15 protein-coding genes and 2 pseudogenes are annotated in these 16,442 nt (G+C 60.4%); 10 read left to right on the forward strand and 7 right to left on the reverse strand.

Going from position 1 to position 16,442, the window contains the following annotated elements:
* Positions 1-48: 48 nt before the first annotated feature.
* Together grxC and CYR52_RS17245 are read right to left on the reverse strand one after the other, a co-directional pair.
* A complete protein-coding gene (gene grxC / locus CYR52_RS17240) occupies positions 49-297 on the reverse strand; it encodes a glutaredoxin 3 (RefSeq protein ID WP_072931557.1) in 249 nt (82 codons plus the stop codon).
* A gap of 28 nt (positions 298-325) precedes the next feature.
* Positions 326-757, reverse strand: a complete 432-nt coding sequence (locus CYR52_RS17245) for a rhodanese-like domain-containing protein (RefSeq protein ID WP_072931555.1) — start codon at positions 755-757, stop codon at positions 326-328.
* A gap of 283 nt (positions 758-1,040) precedes the next feature.
* Here CYR52_RS17245 and gpmM point away from each other — a divergent pair, with 283 nt between their 5' ends.
* The 3 genes from gpmM to CYR52_RS17260 all read left to right on the forward strand — a co-directional run bounded on the left by gpmM (position 1,041) and on the right by CYR52_RS17260 (position 5,271).
* The gene (gene gpmM / locus CYR52_RS17250) at positions 1,041-2,585 is read left to right on the forward strand and encodes a 2,3-bisphosphoglycerate-independent phosphoglycerate mutase (RefSeq protein WP_101829037.1); all 1,545 of its coding nucleotides are present in this window, start codon (positions 1,041-1,043) and stop codon (positions 2,583-2,585) included.
* A gap of 313 nt (positions 2,586-2,898) precedes the next feature.
* Positions 2,899-4,176 (forward strand): murein hydrolase activator EnvC, encoded by a 1,278-nt coding sequence (gene envC, locus CYR52_RS17255; RefSeq protein ID WP_079205292.1) that lies wholly within the window; start codon positions 2,899-2,901, stop codon positions 4,174-4,176.
* A 3-nt stretch (positions 4,177-4,179) separates the two neighbouring features.
* Entirely contained in the window at positions 4,180-5,271 is a 1,092-nt protein-coding gene (locus tag CYR52_RS17260; RefSeq protein WP_079205290.1) for a divergent polysaccharide deacetylase family protein, read from the forward strand.
* Positions 5,272-5,308: 37 nt separating this feature from the next.
* Here the strand turns inward: CYR52_RS17260 and CYR52_RS17265 are convergent, their stop codons facing one another.
* The 3 genes from CYR52_RS17265 to CYR52_RS17275 form a co-directional block, all read right to left on the reverse strand.
* Positions 5,309-6,142: a glycosyltransferase family 2 protein gene (locus tag CYR52_RS17265; RefSeq protein ID WP_072931551.1), complete on the reverse strand. Its 834-nt coding sequence runs from the start codon at positions 6,140-6,142 to the stop codon at positions 5,309-5,311.
* 109 nt (positions 6,143-6,251) lie between these two features.
* Complete coding sequence (gene tdh, locus CYR52_RS17270) at positions 6,252-7,277, reverse strand: L-threonine 3-dehydrogenase (RefSeq protein ID WP_072931549.1); 1,026 nt, start codon at positions 7,275-7,277, stop codon at positions 6,252-6,254.
* Between the two features lie 9 nt (positions 7,278-7,286).
* Entirely contained in the window at positions 7,287-8,483 is a 1,197-nt protein-coding gene (locus CYR52_RS17275; RefSeq protein WP_072931547.1) for a glycine C-acetyltransferase, read from the reverse strand.
* A gap of 245 nt (positions 8,484-8,728) precedes the next feature.
* Here CYR52_RS17275 and rfaD point away from each other — a divergent pair, with 245 nt between their 5' ends.
* From rfaD to CYR52_RS17300, 5 genes are read left to right on the forward strand one after another with little or no spacing between them, the layout of a single operon-like run.
* On the forward strand, positions 8,729-9,661 hold the full coding sequence (rfaD, locus tag CYR52_RS17280) for an ADP-glyceromanno-heptose 6-epimerase (RefSeq protein ID WP_072931545.1): 933 nt from the start codon (positions 8,729-8,731) through the stop codon (positions 9,659-9,661).
* A 27-nt stretch (positions 9,662-9,688) separates the two neighbouring features.
* Positions 9,689-10,738, forward strand: coding sequence for an ADP-heptose--LPS heptosyltransferase RfaF (gene rfaF / locus CYR52_RS17285; RefSeq protein WP_101829039.1), 1,050 nt, complete (start codon positions 9,689-9,691; stop codon positions 10,736-10,738).
* Entirely contained in the window at positions 10,738-11,724 is a 987-nt protein-coding gene (rfaC, locus tag CYR52_RS17290; protein WP_072931542.1) for a lipopolysaccharide heptosyltransferase RfaC, read from the forward strand. The genes rfaF and rfaC overlap by 1 nt, the downstream gene beginning before the upstream one ends.
* Positions 11,708-12,610 carry a sugar glycosyltransferase gene (locus CYR52_RS17295; protein WP_101829040.1) on the forward strand — a complete coding sequence of 301 codons (903 nt, stop codon included), beginning with the start codon at positions 11,708-11,710 and terminating at the stop codon, positions 12,608-12,610. Before rfaC ends, CYR52_RS17295 begins: the two co-directional genes overlap by 17 nt.
* Positions 12,594-13,775, forward strand: a complete 1,182-nt coding sequence (locus CYR52_RS17300; protein ID WP_101829041.1) for an O-antigen ligase family protein — start codon at positions 12,594-12,596, stop codon at positions 13,773-13,775. The genes CYR52_RS17295 and CYR52_RS17300 overlap by 17 nt, the downstream gene beginning before the upstream one ends.
* 46 nt (positions 13,776-13,821) lie before the next feature.
* On the opposite strand, the gene CYR52_RS17305 is transcribed toward CYR52_RS17300, so the two are convergent.
* Both CYR52_RS17305 and CYR52_RS17310 read right to left on the reverse strand, forming a co-directional pair.
* Positions 13,822-14,916 (reverse strand): glycosyltransferase family 9 protein, encoded by a 1,095-nt coding sequence (locus CYR52_RS17305; protein WP_101829042.1) that lies wholly within the window; start codon positions 14,914-14,916, stop codon positions 13,822-13,824.
* A 2-nt stretch (positions 14,917-14,918) separates the two neighbouring features.
* Complete coding sequence (locus tag CYR52_RS17310) at positions 14,919-15,908, reverse strand: polysaccharide deacetylase family protein (RefSeq protein WP_101829043.1); 990 nt, start codon at positions 15,906-15,908, stop codon at positions 14,919-14,921.
* Positions 15,909-16,098: 190 nt separating this feature from the next.
* Here CYR52_RS17310 and CYR52_RS17315 point away from each other — a divergent pair.
* Positions 16,099-16,362, forward strand: a pseudogene (locus tag CYR52_RS17315) (putative lipopolysaccharide heptosyltransferase III); the annotation flags it as partial.
* Positions 16,361-16,442: pseudogene (locus tag CYR52_RS22455) on the forward strand (SFCGS family glycine-rich protein); the annotation flags it as partial. The pseudogenes CYR52_RS17315 and CYR52_RS22455, both read left to right, overlap by 2 nt.

A 16,442-nucleotide genomic window follows, 5' to 3' on the forward strand; every position in this document is an offset into this window, starting at 1 on the left:
CTTTTAGTTAAACGTCCTTATTGCACCCGCGGCGAACCGCGCCCGGCCTTAGAGTAATGGGTCCAGGCCACCGCGCGCCTCAAGCGCATGTAAATCATCACAACCGCCGATGTGCCGGCCGTCGATGAAAATCTGGGGAACCGTCGTGCGGCCACTGCGGGTGATCATCTCTTCACGCTTTTCCGGGTGCGCATCAATCGCGACTTCAGAAAACGCGGCACCTTTCGCATTCAGCAGCGCCTTTGCGCGATGGCAAAAAGGACAGGTTGCTTTGGTGTACATCTCGATCTTAGCCATGACTAGCCTCCGGTTTCCGTAAATGGGATTATTTGCCGCGTGCCAGCGGCAGGTTGTCGCCGCTCCAGCCCGCAATGCCTTCTTTCATGACAGACACGTGCTCAAACCCGGCGGCGCTCAGTGCTTCCGCGGAGGCACGGGCGCTGGTGCCGTTGGCGCATACCACGATAACCGGTTGCGCTTTGTGTTTCGCCAGCTCGCCAATGTTGTTGTTTTTGATATCGGCGGCAATGACGTTGATTGAATTCGCGATATGGCCTTTGCGGAAATCATCACGCGGGCGGGTATCCACCACCACGGCATCTTCTTTATTAATCAGGCGTGTGGCTTCACCACGGGTAATTTCACGAACCTTGGAAAAACGGCTCTTGAAGGTCGTTACGATCACTGCAATCAGTAATGCAACCCAGGCCAGGCTCAGTACGAGATGATCTCTAACGAATTCCATAATGTCTTGCATGGGGTGTAGCAACTCCCGTCAGTTAGGGGATAAAAATAAGGCTTCAGAGTATACCTGCGCGTTGCCTCAAATACAGCCGGTAAGCCGGCATGAGTGAAGAAACTGCGGCGCAGCACGAAAATTAGCATTGTTGCCCGGCAAAAGTTAACTCTTATTGCGACGCATCTTTGATCTTCCTGCGCTATGGCGTTTTTTCAGTACGATAAAATCCGCTGCTCCTCAGGGCCGGGCACCACGCCGTTATGCCCTGCGATTTTCCTCTTTTCAGGTGAGTAAACACGCCATGTCGAGCAATAAGAAACCTACTGTGCTGGTCATTCTGGACGGCTACGGCCACCGCGGCAGCGCCCCGGATAACGCCATCCTCAACGCCCATACCCCGGTAATGGATAGCCTGTGGCAGAGCTGCCCGCATACGCTTATCGGCGCGTCCGGGCTGGACGTCGGCCTGCCGGACGGGCAGATGGGCAACTCCGAAGTCGGCCACGTCAACCTCGGCGCCGGGCGCATTGTCTACCAGGATCTGACCCGGCTGGACAAGGCGATAAGCGACGGCGATTTCTACCATAACCCCACGCTGACAGCGGCAGTCGACAAAGCGGCGCAGGCCGGGAAAGCGGTGCATATCATGGGCCTGCTGTCGGCCGGCGGCGTCCACAGCCATGAAGACCATATTCTGGCGATGATCGAACTGGCGGCCCGGCGTGGCGCAAAAGCGGTCTACCTGCACGCCTTCCTGGACGGCCGTGACACCCCGCCGCGCAGCGCACACGCCTCGCTGGCCCGTGCCGCTGAAACGTTCCGCACCCTGGGTTGCGGCCGCATTGCGTCCGTGGTCGGCCGTTATTATGCGATGGACCGCGACAACCGCTGGGATCGCGTGCAGCGGGCGTATGACCTGCTGACCGCGGCCAACGGCAGCTTCAGCGCGGCCACGGCCACGGCGGCGCTGGATGCCGCCTACGCGCGTGATGAGAATGACGAGTTCGTACAGCCTACCGTCATCCGGGCGGAGGGTGAGGAAGCCGTCACGATGGAACAGGGTGACACCCTGATCTTTATGAATTTCCGGGCTGACCGCGCGCGCCAGATTACCCGCGCTTTTGTGGAGCCGGATTTTGACGGCTTCGTGCGTGAAAAGGGGGTAGCGTTCGGCGAATTCGTCATGCTGACCGAATACGCGGCAGACATCACGGCGGCCTGCGCCTACCCGCCTGCGTCGCTTGACAATACACTGGGTGAATGGTTGATGAAGCAGGGCAAAACCCAGCTCCGTATTTCGGAGACTGAGAAATATGCCCACGTGACGTTCTTCTTTAACGGCGGCGTAGAAACCCCGTTCACCGGGGAGGATCGCATTCTGGTCAACTCGCCGAACGTCGCGACGTATGACCTGCAACCGGAGATGAGCGCGCCGGAACTCACGGATAAACTGCTTTCCGCCATCGGCAGCGGCCGTTATGACCTGATCATCTGTAACTACCCGAACGGTGATATGGTCGGCCATACCGGCGTGTACGAGGCGGCGGTGAAAGCGGTGGAAGCCCTGGATGGCTGCATCGCCCAGGTGGCCGGTGCCGTGAAAGCGGCAGGCGGCCAGTTACTGATCACCGCCGATCACGGCAACGCCGAGCAGATGCAGGACCTCACCACCGGGCAGGCCCATACGGCACACACCAGCCTGCCGGTGCCGCTGATTTATGTCGGCGGGCCGGCCAGGGCCATTGAGGGCGGCAAACTCTCTGACATCGCCCCGACACTGCTCAGCCTGATGAACCTGCCGATTCCGCCGGAGATGACCGGCAAACCGCTGTTTACGCCTCTCTGACCTGCCACAGGCCGGTGCACAGCCGGCCACGCCCTCTGCGCCGCAGCATGACGCGGCGCCGTTTCCCCGGCCTTCCTGCTGGAAACAGCAAAAACGTTAACACTTCAGCAGTGGCAATTCCGGCTAAAAAAGAAATACTAAAGGGGCAGCCTGCGGCGGGTGCCTGCCTTTTGGCTGTGCATCCGGCGCGCGATCAGTGCTAGGATAACCTCCGGGATTTGCCCTGCCAGGACGAATCAGTTTTCACACAATGGACGACAGTTTGCGTAAATCTCCCCGCTCCAGCCAGCCTATTCTCCCGCGCCTTTGCCTGATGCAGAGCACGATTTCCTGCCCGCCCGATGCCCTTACCCTGCTGGCCCGCCCGGCCGGTTGCCTGCTGGCGGCCACGCTGTGGGCCGGTGCGCTGCTCAGCCCGCCCGCCCACGCGGAGGACAACAAACAGCAGCTGAAATCCCTGCAACAGGACATCGCCGAAAAAGAGAAAAGCGTCCAGTTACAGAAAGCGCAGCGCAGCGCCTTGCTTGACCAGCTGAAAGCGCAGGAGAAGATCATCGCCCAGGCCAGCCGCGAACTGCGTGATACCCAGAGCGGGCTGGCGTCGCTGGAGAAAGAGACAGGCGCGCTGACGGCGTCGATCCAGAAATTGCAGAAGCAGCAGTCCGCCCAACAAACCATTCTGGCTAAACAGTTGGATGCCGCGTTCCGCCTTGGGCAGCACAGCGGCCTGCAACTGGTGCTGAGCGGGGAAGAGAGCCAGCGCAGCGAACGGATTCTGGCCTATTTCGGCTACCTGAACGAGGCGCGGCAGAAAACCATCAATACGCTGGCCGAAACCCGTACGGATTTGGCCGCCCAGCGTAAAACGCTGAAAGCCAAGCAGGAGCAACAGGCGCAGTTGCTCACCCAGCAGCAGGCGCAACAAAAGACGCTCGAACAGGCCCGGGTAAACCGCCAGAAAACCCTGACCAGCCTGGAAGCCTCGCTGGAAAAAGATCAGGCGCGGCTGGTGGAGCTGCGGCAGAACGAAACGCGCCTGCGTGACCAGATCGCCAAAGCGGAACGTGAAGCGCGTGCCCGTGCCGAGCGTGAGGCGCGCGAGGCGGAAAAAGTACGCGCCAAAGAGCAGCAGGCGAAGAAACGCGGGTCGAGCTACAAACCGACCGAAAGCGAACGCTCGCTGATGTCACGCACCGGCGGGCTGGGGCGGCCGGGTGGCCAGGCGATCTGGCCGGTACGCGGCCGGACGATCCACCGTTTCGGCGAGCCGTTGCAGGGGGAGTTGCGCTGGAAAGGCATGGTCATCACCGCCGCAGAAGGCAGCGAAGTCAAAGCGATTGCGGACGGCCGCGTCCTGCTGGCCGACTGGCTGCAGGGCTATGGGCTGGTGGTGGTGGTCGAGCATGGTAAAGGTGACATGAGCCTTTATGGCTATAACCAGAGCGCGCTGGTCAATGTGGGCCAGCAGGTAAAAGCCGGGCAGCCGGTTGCACTGGTCGGGACCAGTGGAGGACAGGGCCAGCCTTCACTCTATTTTGAAATTCGTCGCCAGGGACAGGCCGTTAACCCACAGCCGTGGTTGGGAAGATAAGTCGTGTTACAACGAGTATGGAAGAAGCACTCTCACCTCGCCGCAGCGTTCAGTACCCTGCTGCTGGCATTCTCCGCACAGGCCGGTAAGCTCTCCATCGTCATCGATGATGTGGGCTACCGGCTGCATAATGAAAACCAGGTGTTGCAGATGCCGCTGCCGGTCACGGTGGCGATTCTGCCTAACGCCCCGCACTCCCATGAAATGGCCGTCAAAGCACATAATCAGGGGCGTGAAATCCTGATCCATATGCCGATGGCACCGCTGAGCAAACAGCCGCTGGAGCGCGACACGCTGCACCCCGCCATGAGCGGCGAGGAAGTGAGCCGCATTATCCGGCAGGCGGTGGCGAATGTGCCTTACGCCGTCGGCATGAATAACCATATGGGCAGCGCCATGACCTCCAGCCTGCCGGCCATGCAGCATGTGATGCAGGCGTTGAGCAGCTATCACCTGTTCTTTCTCGACAGCATGACCATCGGCAGCAGCCAGGCAACCCGTGCGGCCGCCGGTACGCCGGTAAAAGTGATTAAGCGCCGGGTGTTTCTGGATGATGTGCAGAACGAGGCGGAGATCCGCCGCCAGTTTGAACGCGCGGTGCAACTGGCGCGCCGCAACGGCTCGGCCATCGCCATCGGCCACCCGCATCCGGCGACGATCCGGGTGCTCCAGCAGATGCTGCCTGCCCTGCCGGGTGACATTGTGCTGGTGCGGCCCAGTGATTTGCTGAATGAACCGGCGTCTGCCGGCCATACCCCTGCCGCGCCGCCGCCGAAAGCGCCGAAACCAAAACCGGCCCCTGCGCCGCGTAACCCGTTCCAGGGTGTGAAAGAGTGCAAGGCGAAACAGCCACCGCAACCGGTTTATGCCGATGCGATGCTGAACGCGATTGGCGAAAGCCTGATTACCTCGCCGGGCGTACAGTTTATTCAGCGCGAGTGGCAGCAGTGGCAGGCGCTGAAACTGGTGCCGGATTCCGCGGCGAGTCCGGCGAGTCCGGCGAGTCCGGCGAGTCCGGCGAGTCCGGCGAGTCCGGCGAGTCCGGCGAGTCCGGCGAGTCCGGCAGGGCAGCCTGCCCCGGCGGCACAGCCGTAGGCAAGCGTTCCGGTGGCCGCATTTCCTGGGTCGCCGCTTACTGTTTTTGTTGCCTCCCGGTTACCTGATCCCCGGCCCGGTTCCCCTGGCCGGGGAACCGGCTATGCCGGTGCGACGCCGCCGGTTGGTGCGCATACCACGCCTTCAGGTATTTCAGGAAAGAGTAAATCACCGCATAACTGCCGGTCACCACCCCGATTTTCCCCTCCCGCCACGCCCCGCTGAACAGATACCACTTAAAAAAAGCCCCGATGGCGCTGGCGATACCACGCCACAGCGAAGGCCGGAGGGTTTTGTATTTCACCAGCCGTGTGGTGTAGCCATTTGCTTTATGAAAGACTTCATGCAGGGAATAAAAGGTGTCGTGCCGCACCGCACCGGGGATGATTTTGCTGCGGGCAAAGCCTGTGGCCTCATCGTCTACCGGGCGATCATTGAAATGCACCACCTCGCGGTGGAACAGGCGCACCGGAAAGTCAGGTGACGACACCGGGTAAAGGGTTCTGACCGGTTTTCCCATCACAAACCAATATCGTGACAGGCGGAAGGCGGTGTGCGGGTCAGGTGGCGGGGCGGCCTTAAAGTGGGTAAGCCAGGTCAGGGTCATCGGGTCGAGGATTTCATCGCTGTCCACACACAGCACCCAGGGGTGGCGGGTGTGCCGGAGGGCGGTATTCATCTGTCTGCCGTGGGTTTCATACTCAGCGTAACGCGGCGTGATGCCCAGCTCCCGGCAGACAGCCAGGGTGTCATCCGTGCTGCCGGAATCCACCACCACCAGATCATCCGTAATGGTTAACAATGGGGTTAAGACAGACTTAATTAATCGACCGGAATTATAGGTGAGGACACAAACACTCAGCTCCGTCATGCTCAGAACTCCCTGTAAAATAAAAGCAAAGCGCCTTTATATAAGGAGCAACGGAGCGGAGATCAAACGCCCCAGGCCGGTTTATTGACCCAGGGCAGAAGAGGGTGAATTAGTCCCAATTCAGGATGACTTTCCCGGATTGCCCGGAACGCATAATGTCAAAACCCTGCTGGAATTCATCAATCGGGAAGTGGTGGGTGATGATCGGCGTCAGGTCGAGGCCGGACTGGATCAGCGCTGCCATTTTGTACCAGGTCTCGAACATCTCACGGCCGTAGATCCCTTTGATAAACAGCCCTTTGAAGATCACCTGGTTCCAGTCGATCGACATCTCAGACGGCGGGATACCCAGCAACGCGATGCGTCCGCCGTGGTTCATCGCCTGCAACAGCGAACGGAATGCCGGCGGCGCGCCGGACATCTCCAGCCCGACATCAAAGCCTTCGGTCATGCCCAGCTCCGCCATCACGTCGGTGAGGTTTTCGCGGCTGACGTTCACCGCGCGCGTGACGCCCATGTTGCGCGCCAGATCGAGCCGGTACTCATTCACATCGGTGATCACCACATGGCGCGCGCCGACGTGCTTACAGACCGCCGCCGCCATGATGCCGATCGGCCCGGCACCGGCCACCAGCACATCTTCACCCACCAGATCAAACGAGAGCGCCGTGTGCACCGCATTGCCGAACGGGTCGAAAATCGCGGCCAGCTCATCCGGGATGTTGTCCGGGATTTTGAAGGCGTTGAACGCCGGGATCACCAGATACTCGGCAAAACAGCCGGGGCGGTTGACGCCCACGCCCACCGCGTTGCGGCAGAGATGGGTGCGCCCGCCGCGGCAGTTACGGCAGTGCCCGCAGGTGATATGCCCTTCCCCGGAGACGCGATCCCCGAGGCTGAACCCGCGCACTTCCTGCCCGATCCCCACCACTTCACCCACATACTCATGGCCCACCACCATCGGCACCGGGATGGTTTTCTGCGACCATTCATCCCAGTTATAGATGTGCACATCCGTACCGCAGATGGCAGTTTTACGGATTTTGATCAGCAGATCGTTATGGCCCATTTCGGGCTGCGGCGCATCGGTCATCCAGATGCCGGATTCTGCTTTCAGCTTGGCTAATGCTTTCATGGCCCTTCCTTATGCGATAACGCCCAATTGCCGGCCGATGCGGGTAAACGCCGCCACGGCATGTTCAATCTGTTCCGGGGTATGCGCCGCGGACATCTGGGTACGGATGCGCGCCTGCCCTTTCGGTACCACCGGGTAAAAGAAGCCGGTGACGTAAATACCTTCCTGTTGCAGCGCCTGGGCGAATTCCTGCGCCAGCCGCGCCTCGCCGAGCATCACCGGGATAATGGCGTGGTCGGCCCCGGCCAGGGTAAACCCGGCGGCGGTCATTTTTTCGCGGAACAGCGCTGCGTTGGCCCAGAGTTTTTCACGCAGGGCGCCGCCCTGCTCCAGCATCTCCAGTACCTTGATCGACGCTGCCGCAATCGACGGCGCCAGGGAGTTGGAGAAAAGATAGGGGCGCGAGCGCTGGCGCAGCCACTCCACCACCTCTTTGCGCGCCGCGGTATAGCCGCCGGATGCCCCGCCCAGCGCCTTGCCCAGCGTGCCGGTGATGATGTCCACGCGATCCATCACCCCGCAGTACTCCGGCGTGCCGCGCCCGTGTTCGCCGACAAACCCGACCGCATGCGAGTCATCCACCATCACCAGCGCGTTGAACTCCTCCGCCAGATCGCACACGCCGTTCAGGTTGGCGATCACGCCGTCCATCGAGAACACGCCGTCGGTGGCGATCAGGATGTGGCGCGCGCCTTCCGCCGTGGCCTGCGTCAGCCGTTCGCGCAGTTCTGCCATGTCATTGTTGGCGTAGCGGTAACGCTTCGCCTTGCACAGCCGCACGCCGTCGATGATGGAGGCATGGTTCAGCGCGTCGGAAATCACTGCATCTTCCGGCCCCAGCAGGGTTTCAAACAGCCCGCCGTTGGCATCGAAACAGGAGGAGTAGAGAATGGCATCTTCCATGCCGAGGAACGCCGCCAGCCGCTGCTCCAGCGCCTTGTGCAGATCCTGTGTGCCGCAGATAAAACGTACCGAGGCCATGCCGAAACCGTGTTTCTCCATGCCGGCCGTGGCCGCCGCAATCAGGTCCGGGTGGTTCGCCAGCCCCAGATAGTTATTGGCACAGAAGTTAATCACCTGCTTGCCGTCCGCCAGGGCAATTTCAGCCTGCTGGGCGGAGGTAATAATCCGTTCGGTCTTATACAGCCCCTCGGCGCGCGCGGCCTCAAGCTGGTCTTCCAACTGCTGGTAGAAGGACATCGACATGCTGTTATCTCCGGGATAGGTCATTTCGCGAAAGATATTACTGGCAGCCAGGCGGGTTGACGATGCAGAGCGGGGATGAAATGTCACTTTTGCAGCATATATCACGCCACTCAATGATCTTCACGTGGGCAATCAGGGATATTCAGCCGCTTCCCGCTGCCAGCCAGGAAGTGAAGTGCTATGATATTGCCCATTATAGCGTGGGGCATGGTGCTCCACCGGCAAGTTGAATAAAGGTAAACCCCATGATTATTGTCACTGGCGGCGCTGGTTTTATCGGCAGCAACATCGTTAAATCCCTGAATGATATGGGGTACCGGGACATTCTGGTGGTGGACAACCTGAAAGACGGCACCAAGTTCGCGAACCTGGTGGATCTGGACATCGCCGACTATGCGGATAAAGAAGATTTTATCGCCAGCATCGTCGCCGGGGATGATCTGGGTGACATCGAAGCGGTGTTCCACGAAGGTGCCTGCTCCTCCACCACCGAGTGGGACGGCAAGTACATGATGGACAACAACTATCAGTATTCAAAAGACCTCCTGCACTTCTGCCTTGACCGCGAAATCCCGTTCCTTTACGCCTCGTCTGCCGCAACCTACGGCGGCCGTGACGGCAACTTTATTGAAGAGCGCCAGTACGAGCAGCCGCTGAACGTTTACGGCTACTCCAAGTTCCTGTTTGACCAGTATGTGCGTGAAATCCTGCCACACGCGGAGTCGCAGATCTGTGGTTTCCGTTACTTCAACGTCTACGGCCCGCGTGAAGGCCATAAAGGCAGCATGGCGAGCGTGGCGTTCCACCTGAATAACCAGATCAACGCCGGTGAAGCGCCGAAGCTGTTCGAAGGCAGCGAAGGCTTCCAGCGTGACTTCATCTACGTCGGCGACGTGGCCGCAGTGAACCTGTGGTTCTGGCAGAACGGCGTGTCCGGCATCTTCAACTGCGGCACCGGCCGTGCCGAATCCTTCCAGGCGGTGGCTGACGCGGTGGTGAAACACCACAACAGCGCGGGCGTTGAGTACATCCCGTTCCCGGAAAAACTGAAAGGCCGCTACCAGGCATTCACCCAGGCTGACCTGACCAACCTGCGCGCCGCCGGGTATGACAAACCGTTCAAAACCGTGGCAGAAGGTGTGGCTGAATACATGGCCTGGCTGAACCGCGCGGTCTGAGCCCCCGCCATAAGGAACTGAAGCGGTATGAAAATCCTGGTTATCGGCCCCTCCTGGGTAGGCGACATGATGATGTCGCAAAGCCTTTACCGTACCCTGAAGGCCGTGACGCCCTCTGCCGAGATTGATGTGATGGCACCCGCATGGTGCCGTCCGCTGCTCGACCGGATGCCGGAAGTGAATGAGGCGCTGGCGATGCCGCTGGGGCATGGCGCACTGGCACTGGGCGAGCGCCGCCGCCTGGGCGTGGCGCTGCGTGAAAAGCGCTATGAACGCGCCTATGTGCTGCCGAACTCGTTCAAATCCGCCCTGGTGCCGTTTTTTGCCAACATTCCGCAACGTACCGGCTGGCGCGGTGAGATGCGCTACGGCCTGCTGAATGACATCCGCACGCTGGATAAAGCCGCCTTCCCGCTGATGGTGCAGCGTTATGTGGCGCTGGCCTATGAGCGCAAGCACGTCCATAGCTGGAAAGATCTGGCGCAGCCGCTGCTCTGGCCGCAACTGGCGGTAGCCGATCGGGAGATTGCCGACACCACCGCGGCGTTTGGCATCCAGGCTGACCGCCCGGTAATTGGCTTCTGCCCCGGCGCTGAATTCGGCCCGGCCAAACGCTGGCCGCACTACCATTACGCCGCGCTGGCAGAGATTCTGGTGGCGCAGGGGTATCAGGTGGTGTTGTTCGGTTCCGCCAAAGATCACGCCGCCGGGGAGGAGATCCGCGCCGCGCTGACGGAGCAGGGCCGCGCGCACTGCCTGAACCTGGCGGGCAAAACCCAGCTGGATCAGGCCGTGGTGCTGATCGCCGCCTGCCGCGCGGTGGTGAGCAATGACTCCGGCCTGATGCATGTGGCCGCGGCCCTCAACCGCCCGCTGGTGGCGCTTTACGGCCCCAGCAGCCCGGATTTCACCCCGCCGCTCTCCCATCAGGCCAGGGTTATCCGCCTGATCACCGGCTACCACAAGGTACGCAAAGGGGACGCCGATCAGGGCTATCACCAGAGTTTGATCGATATTACGCCTGAACAGGTCTTTACTGAGTTAAACACCCTGCTCGCTTCGGGCAAGGAGAGTTAATGCACGTTTTGATTGTGAAAACCTCATCCATGGGGGACGTGCTGCATACGCTTCCGGCCCTGACTGATGCCATGCAGGCCCTTCCCGGCATTCAGTTTGACTGGGTGGTTGAAGAGTCCTTCAGCCAGATCCCTGCCTGGCACCCGGCGGTTGACCGGGTGATCCCGGTGGCTATCCGCCGCTGGCGCAAAAACTGGTTTGGCGCGGAGACGCGCCAGCAACGTTGTGATTTCAAGCGTGAACTTCAGAGCCGCCGGTATGATGTGGTGATTGATGCCCAGGGGCTGATGAAAAGCGCGGCGCTGATTACCCGGCTCGCCAGGGGCGAGAAACACGGGCAGGATGTGGCCAGCGCCCGCGAGCCGTTTGCCAGCTGGTTCTTCAACCATCGCCATGACATCGACAAGCGCCAGCACGCCGTGGAGCGGACGCGTGAGCTGTTTGCCAAAAGCCTGGGCTACCCGAAACCGGACACCCAGGGCGACTACGCGATTGCCGCCCGCTTCCTGCGTGACCAGCCGGCCGATGCCGGGCGCTATCTGGTGTTTCTGCACGCCACCACCCGTGATGACAAACACTGGCCGGAAGAAAACTGGCGCGCACTGATTGCGCAGGTGGCACCGACCGGGCTGCGCATCAAATTGCCGTGGGGCGCAGAGCATGAGCACCAGCGCGCGCAGCGGCTGGCCGCCGGGTTTGGGCATGTGGAAGTGCTGCCGAAGCTGACGCTGGAAAACGTGGCGAAAGTGCTGGCCGGGGCGAAAGCCGTGGTGTCGGTGGATACCGGCCTCAGCCACCTGACCGCCGCGCTGGACAGGCCCAACATCACGCTTTACGGCCCGACCGACCCAGGGCTGATTGGCGGCTATGGGCAGAACCAGATCGCCTGCCGCCCCGCGAGCGGCAACAGCATGGCGGACATCAGCGCCGCGCAGGTGTACCAATGTCTTGAAACGGAGCAGTTGATCAGTGGGCAGCCTCTTTAAACAGATCTACCGTTACACGCATACCCGCCCCTTCCGCCACAATGAAAATCTCTGGCCCTATATGAAGATTGGCCGGGCGCCCACCGGGGAGATCGCGTCACTGCGTTATAAAGGCCAACAGATCCCGCTGGCCGACCTGTCGGCATTGCGCGGCAGTTGCCACGGCCCGCTGCTGCTGACGGCCACCGGCCCCTCGGTGAAAACCATCTGCTTTAAAACCCCCTCCCCACTGCCGGCGATGGGGGTGAACGGCGCCTGGTTCCTGCAACAGCAGGTCGGGTTCCGGTTCTATGTGGTGGTGGACATGGGCTTTTATGACCAGAAACGTGAGGTGATTGCGGAGATTATCCGTGATCCGTCACTGACGCTGTTTACCACCGCCCACGGTATTGCGCGCATCCTCGACCGGCACGGGCTGGCGGCGGTGAGGTGCAAACTGGCGCTGATTGAAGACGCCGCCTTTAAAATCTACCAGCCCAAAATTGAGGCACCGGCGTTGCAATCCGCCTATGCGGGGTACCCCTGCGCCCATTTCGCGCCGGACCGGCCGGACATCGGTTTCACCACCGACATCCGCCACGGCATTTTTGATGCCGGTACGGTGGTGTACTGGGCGTTGCAGATTGCCGCGTATTTGGGATTCGATGAGATATTCATTCTTGGCCTGGATATGAATAATTTCCACCAGCCGCGCTTTTATGAAACGGAAGAGAATAAACAGCCTTCCTACCTGGCTGACAGCCTGACGGGGCTGGTGATGCCGTCCCTGCGCCATGCCGGTGACATCCTGCGCAGGCAGCCGGTGCGGGTGGTCAACCTTTCCCCACACAGCGCGATTGATGAGTCTATTTTTGAAAAGGCCGATTACCATGCCATTTTTAACTGAGCGCCTCTCCCTTGAGCGGCTCTGGTTTACGTTTTTCTCCCTGTTTCTGTTTTTCAGCGCCATTTTTTGTGGCTACACCCGCGTCACCAACCTGTTCCATCTGTCGGCCGTCTGCTTCTTAGTGTTGCTGTGGCGCCGCCCGCTGTTCCGGCGGCATCTCCTGGCCAACAGCCACCTGATGACCGGGCTGAAGCTGGCCGCGCTCTATCTGGTTTATTACGCGCTCAGCAACCTCTGGACAGCACACCCGCTGAACATTGAATCGACCCTGACGCACAGCATTTACCTGCTGACGTTTCTGGCGATGCTGGTCACGGTGCTGAACAGCCGTTACCGCCCGGCGATTTACCTGGCGATCTGCTGCGGCTTCGCCGTACTGGCGCTGTTTTTGATGGGGGTCGATCACCATAATATCCTGACCAACCGGTTGATGACGCTGAAAAGCCCAGGGCCGGACAATGTGATTGATGTCGGCGGGTATTTCGCCATCGGCATTATCCTCTCGCTGATGGTCTTCCGCGACACCCAGCGCCGCATCGTGCTGCTGTTGCCGCTGCTGCTGTTTATCGCCCTGTTGCTGACCCAGAGCCGCGGCCCGGCCATTGCGCTGATGCTGGCCCTGGTGATGACCTCACACCTCGGCCTGTTTACCCGCCGTAACCTGCTGTGGTGCGGTGCCGCGCTGCTGGTGCTGGGGGCATTTTTTGCCTACAGCGGGCTGGGCGAGGTGATGATTGCGCGCTTTGAGGCGCTGGCAGTGCAGGTCTACCTGCGGCTGAGCATCTGGCAGCATTCACTTGAGCTGATTGGCGCGGCGCCGCTCTTTGGTTATGGCTTTGACCACCAACTGAGCTTTACCAACTACAGCGGCGAGTACATCACGACGACCCACAGCCTTTACCTCGGCGCCTTGCTGAAGGGTGGGCTGGTTGGGTTTATCACGATGCTGCTGCTGATAGGGTATGGGGCGAAGCAGGCGTTACGGTGCGTGCGTGAAGGGCGGCGGCTGGAGGCATCGCTGTTTATCTTTATGCTGATTTTCTATGTCTCACAAGGGATGTTTAACATCGGCAACCCGGCGGAGTTCTGGTACCTGTTCTGGTTCCCGTTTGCGGTGGTGATGACGCAAAACTGGCCGGTACGCGCGCTTTTCCCTAAAAGCTAATCCCTCTGCCCGGCGTCACCGGGGCGCGTCAGCGCCCCGGTAACCGTTATCTCTTCGGCAACAACTCAACGACCCGTTCAAACACCTCGTCCGCGCTGATGATGCAGAGCGGCTGGCGTAACTGTTCCGGCGTCAGGTTTTTGGTGGTCAGCGGCACCTGGATCACCCGGTGCAGCGCCGGGTCCTGGTAGGGGCCGGTGTGGGCCGGGTTTGCGGTGACAAACAGGCTGACCGTCGGCGTTTTCAGCGCAATCGCCAGATGCAGCGGCCCGGTGTCGCCGGTCACCATCACATCCATATTATTCATGATGCCGAGCAGCGCCTTCAGCCCGGTTTTGTCGATGTGGCTGACCACCTGCTGCAACTCCTGCGCCGTCATGCCCGCCAGAAACTCACGCTCCAGCGCCGCCTCTTTGCGGGTCCCGATCAACACAATCTGATACGCCGGCCCCAGCGCCAGCAGCCGTTTTGCCAGGGCGATAAAGTGCGGCACCGGCCAGCAACGCAACTGCCCGGATGCGCCCATCTGGAAACCGATCTGGATTTTGCCCGGCGCTTTCTCCAACAGCGGGAACGGCACCGGGATCGCCATGTCAGTATTACCGGCATCGCACCCCAGCCGCGCCACCAGGTCAAGCTTGCGCTGGATCAGGTGGCCGTTGTAGCGCACAAACGGGTTCGCCAGCCACCGCTCCAGCCCGCACGGCTTGCCGCCGTAAATATCCTTCAGGATATAACGGCACCCGGCCAGCACCGCGCTCAGCACATCATAGGGGGGTTTGGCGTGCAGGATAATCGCCAGTTCCGGCTGGCGGCGGCGCAACTGCCCCACCACACTGAACAGATCCCTGACTTTTTCATCCCAGTAGACCACGTCGTCGAAATAGTCGCTCTCCGCCACCAGCCCGCGGTTTTTCTCACTGGAAACCAGCGTAATAAACGCCTTCGGGTAGCGCTGCTTCACCGCCCGGATCGCGGGGGTATTGAACATCAGATCGCCCAGCGCTGTGGTGGAATAGATGACAATGCTGCGGAACTCCTGCTGTGCATCCAGCGTGCGCGGGTCCTGCAACCGGCGCGTCAGCGCCACATAACCGCGTAAGAACGCGTTAGTCAGCGCGGTTTTCCATTTCTTAGCCATGATCAGTTCGCCGCCACCTTGCTGCCGGACGCCCGTTTCGCCAGGGTCGCGTCGTAATACTCGGCCAGCGTCATGCCGCGCGTGCGCTCACTCAGCCAGCTGAACAGCGCGTCCAGATCGCGGTACAACCCTTCAATCTCTTCCTGGTTTTTGAAGGTCGGGCTGCCGCCCGGCATGAATTCGGAGGAGTGCAGCATAAATTCCACGTAGTCACTGCCCGCCGCCAGCGTGCGCTCCACCACCGATTTCATGGTGGCCAGATTGCCGCCGGAAGGGCGCAACCAATGCACGGACGGCGAACGCTGTTTGCCGCGCAGGGCGTCATAGCCCTGCTTGATGCTGTTCATCAGGCCGGAGTGTTTGTACTGGATGCTCATCGGCACTTCCAGCAGCGTCGAATTCCCGGCGCGGGCGATATTGTGCGGATCGATAAAATAGGCAGCGTCCGGGAAATGGCGGTAATCGCTGCCGCCCTGCCCGGCCGGGTCACCGGGGGAGAAGCGCCAGTTCACACGCGGCGTGACCGAGCAGTCCACCTGGTAGCCATACTCTAGCAGCAGCGAGGCGTAATACTCATTGAACGCCCAGCGCCCGGCGCGGTGGCTGCGCATTTTGGTCTGGAAGGCGTCTTCCAGCAGTTTGGTCATGTGGTCGACTTTGGCGCGGATCTGGTCAGCCGGGTACTCAATCAGGTAGGGCTTATGGCGCCAGTCATCGTCTGTCAGGGCGATCACCGGCGGGCTGTTCCAGGCGTGGAGGTGCATCCCCACTTCACCCTGGCCGCGGGCAATCACGTCACGCGCAAAGGCCACATACTCTGCATCCATCGCCATCTCATAGTTGGTGAGGTAGACCGGCTTGAAGCCGTACTTCTCACACAGGGCCTGAAAACGCGGCAAATAGTGGGTGTTCTCGGTGGTGATCCGATCGTGGTTCTGCCACAGATTATCGCCTTCGGTATCGATGGTGATGAGGAATGCAGGTGTTGACATAAAAGTTAAGCCCGGTTAATGCGGAGTGAAACATGTTACGCAGGCGGGCGGCGCAGAGCAAATGGCATTATGTGCCGTCACGGCCGCCGAAAAGGTGACCGCGCCCGTTTTGTGACGCGGCATAACGCCTTGAAGTGTAGCCACATGGCGGGGGGTCATTTAGAATCACCCGTTGGCCCCCTGAATAGCGATCACTATGAACAACGCGGCAGTCCACTTCTCCAACGCCCCCGCCCGGCGCATTCTGATCATCAAACTGCGCCACCACGGCGATATGTTACTGACCACACCGGTCATCAATACGCTGCATCAGCATTACCCGGCGGCAGAGATTGATGTGCTGCTGTATCAGGAGACGCGCGACATGCTGGCCGCGCACCCGGCGGTGACCACGATTTTCGCCATCGACCGGCAATGGAAGAAGCTGGGCACCCGCAAGCATCTGCAAAAAGAGGCGTAAAGCCAAACACGGAATGCGTTCGGTGGATGAGGGTGTCACGGCCATTAATGAAGGCTGCACGGTATTAGGATTCG

The organism is Chimaeribacter arupi, assembly GCF_002858805.1.
Lineage (GTDB): Bacteria > Pseudomonadota > Gammaproteobacteria > Enterobacterales > Enterobacteriaceae > Chimaeribacter > Chimaeribacter arupi.

Excerpts from the sequence above, each read along its gene's own strand:
- grxC (WP_072931557.1), bottom strand. The coding sequence starts at position 297 with ATGGCTAAGATCGAGATGTACACCAAAGCAACCTGTCCTTTTTGCCAT.
- CYR52_RS17245 (WP_072931555.1), bottom strand. The coding sequence starts at position 757 with ATGCAAGACATTATGGAATTCGTTAGAGATCATCTCGTACTGAGCCTG.
- gpmM (WP_101829037.1), top strand. The coding sequence starts at position 1,041 with ATGTCGAGCAATAAGAAACCTACTGTGCTGGTCATTCTGGACGGCTAC.
- envC (WP_079205292.1), top strand. The coding sequence starts at position 2,899 with ATGCAGAGCACGATTTCCTGCCCGCCCGATGCCCTTACCCTGCTGGCC.
- CYR52_RS17265 (WP_072931551.1), bottom strand. The coding sequence starts at position 6,142 with ATGACGGAGCTGAGTGTTTGTGTCCTCACCTATAATTCCGGTCGATTA.
- tdh (WP_072931549.1), bottom strand. The coding sequence starts at position 7,277 with ATGAAAGCATTAGCCAAGCTGAAAGCAGAATCCGGCATCTGGATGACC.
- CYR52_RS17275 (WP_072931547.1), bottom strand. The coding sequence starts at position 8,483 with ATGTCGATGTCCTTCTACCAGCAGTTGGAAGACCAGCTTGAGGCCGCG.
- rfaD (WP_072931545.1), top strand. The coding sequence starts at position 8,729 with ATGATTATTGTCACTGGCGGCGCTGGTTTTATCGGCAGCAACATCGTT.
- rfaF (WP_101829039.1), top strand. The coding sequence starts at position 9,689 with ATGAAAATCCTGGTTATCGGCCCCTCCTGGGTAGGCGACATGATGATG.
- rfaC (WP_072931542.1), top strand. The coding sequence starts at position 10,738 with ATGCACGTTTTGATTGTGAAAACCTCATCCATGGGGGACGTGCTGCAT.
- CYR52_RS17300 (WP_101829041.1), top strand. The coding sequence starts at position 12,594 with ATGCCATTTTTAACTGAGCGCCTCTCCCTTGAGCGGCTCTGGTTTACG.
- CYR52_RS17305 (WP_101829042.1), bottom strand. The coding sequence starts at position 14,916 with ATGGCTAAGAAATGGAAAACCGCGCTGACTAACGCGTTCTTACGCGGT.
- CYR52_RS17310 (WP_101829043.1), bottom strand. The coding sequence starts at position 15,908 with ATGTCAACACCTGCATTCCTCATCACCATCGATACCGAAGGCGATAAT.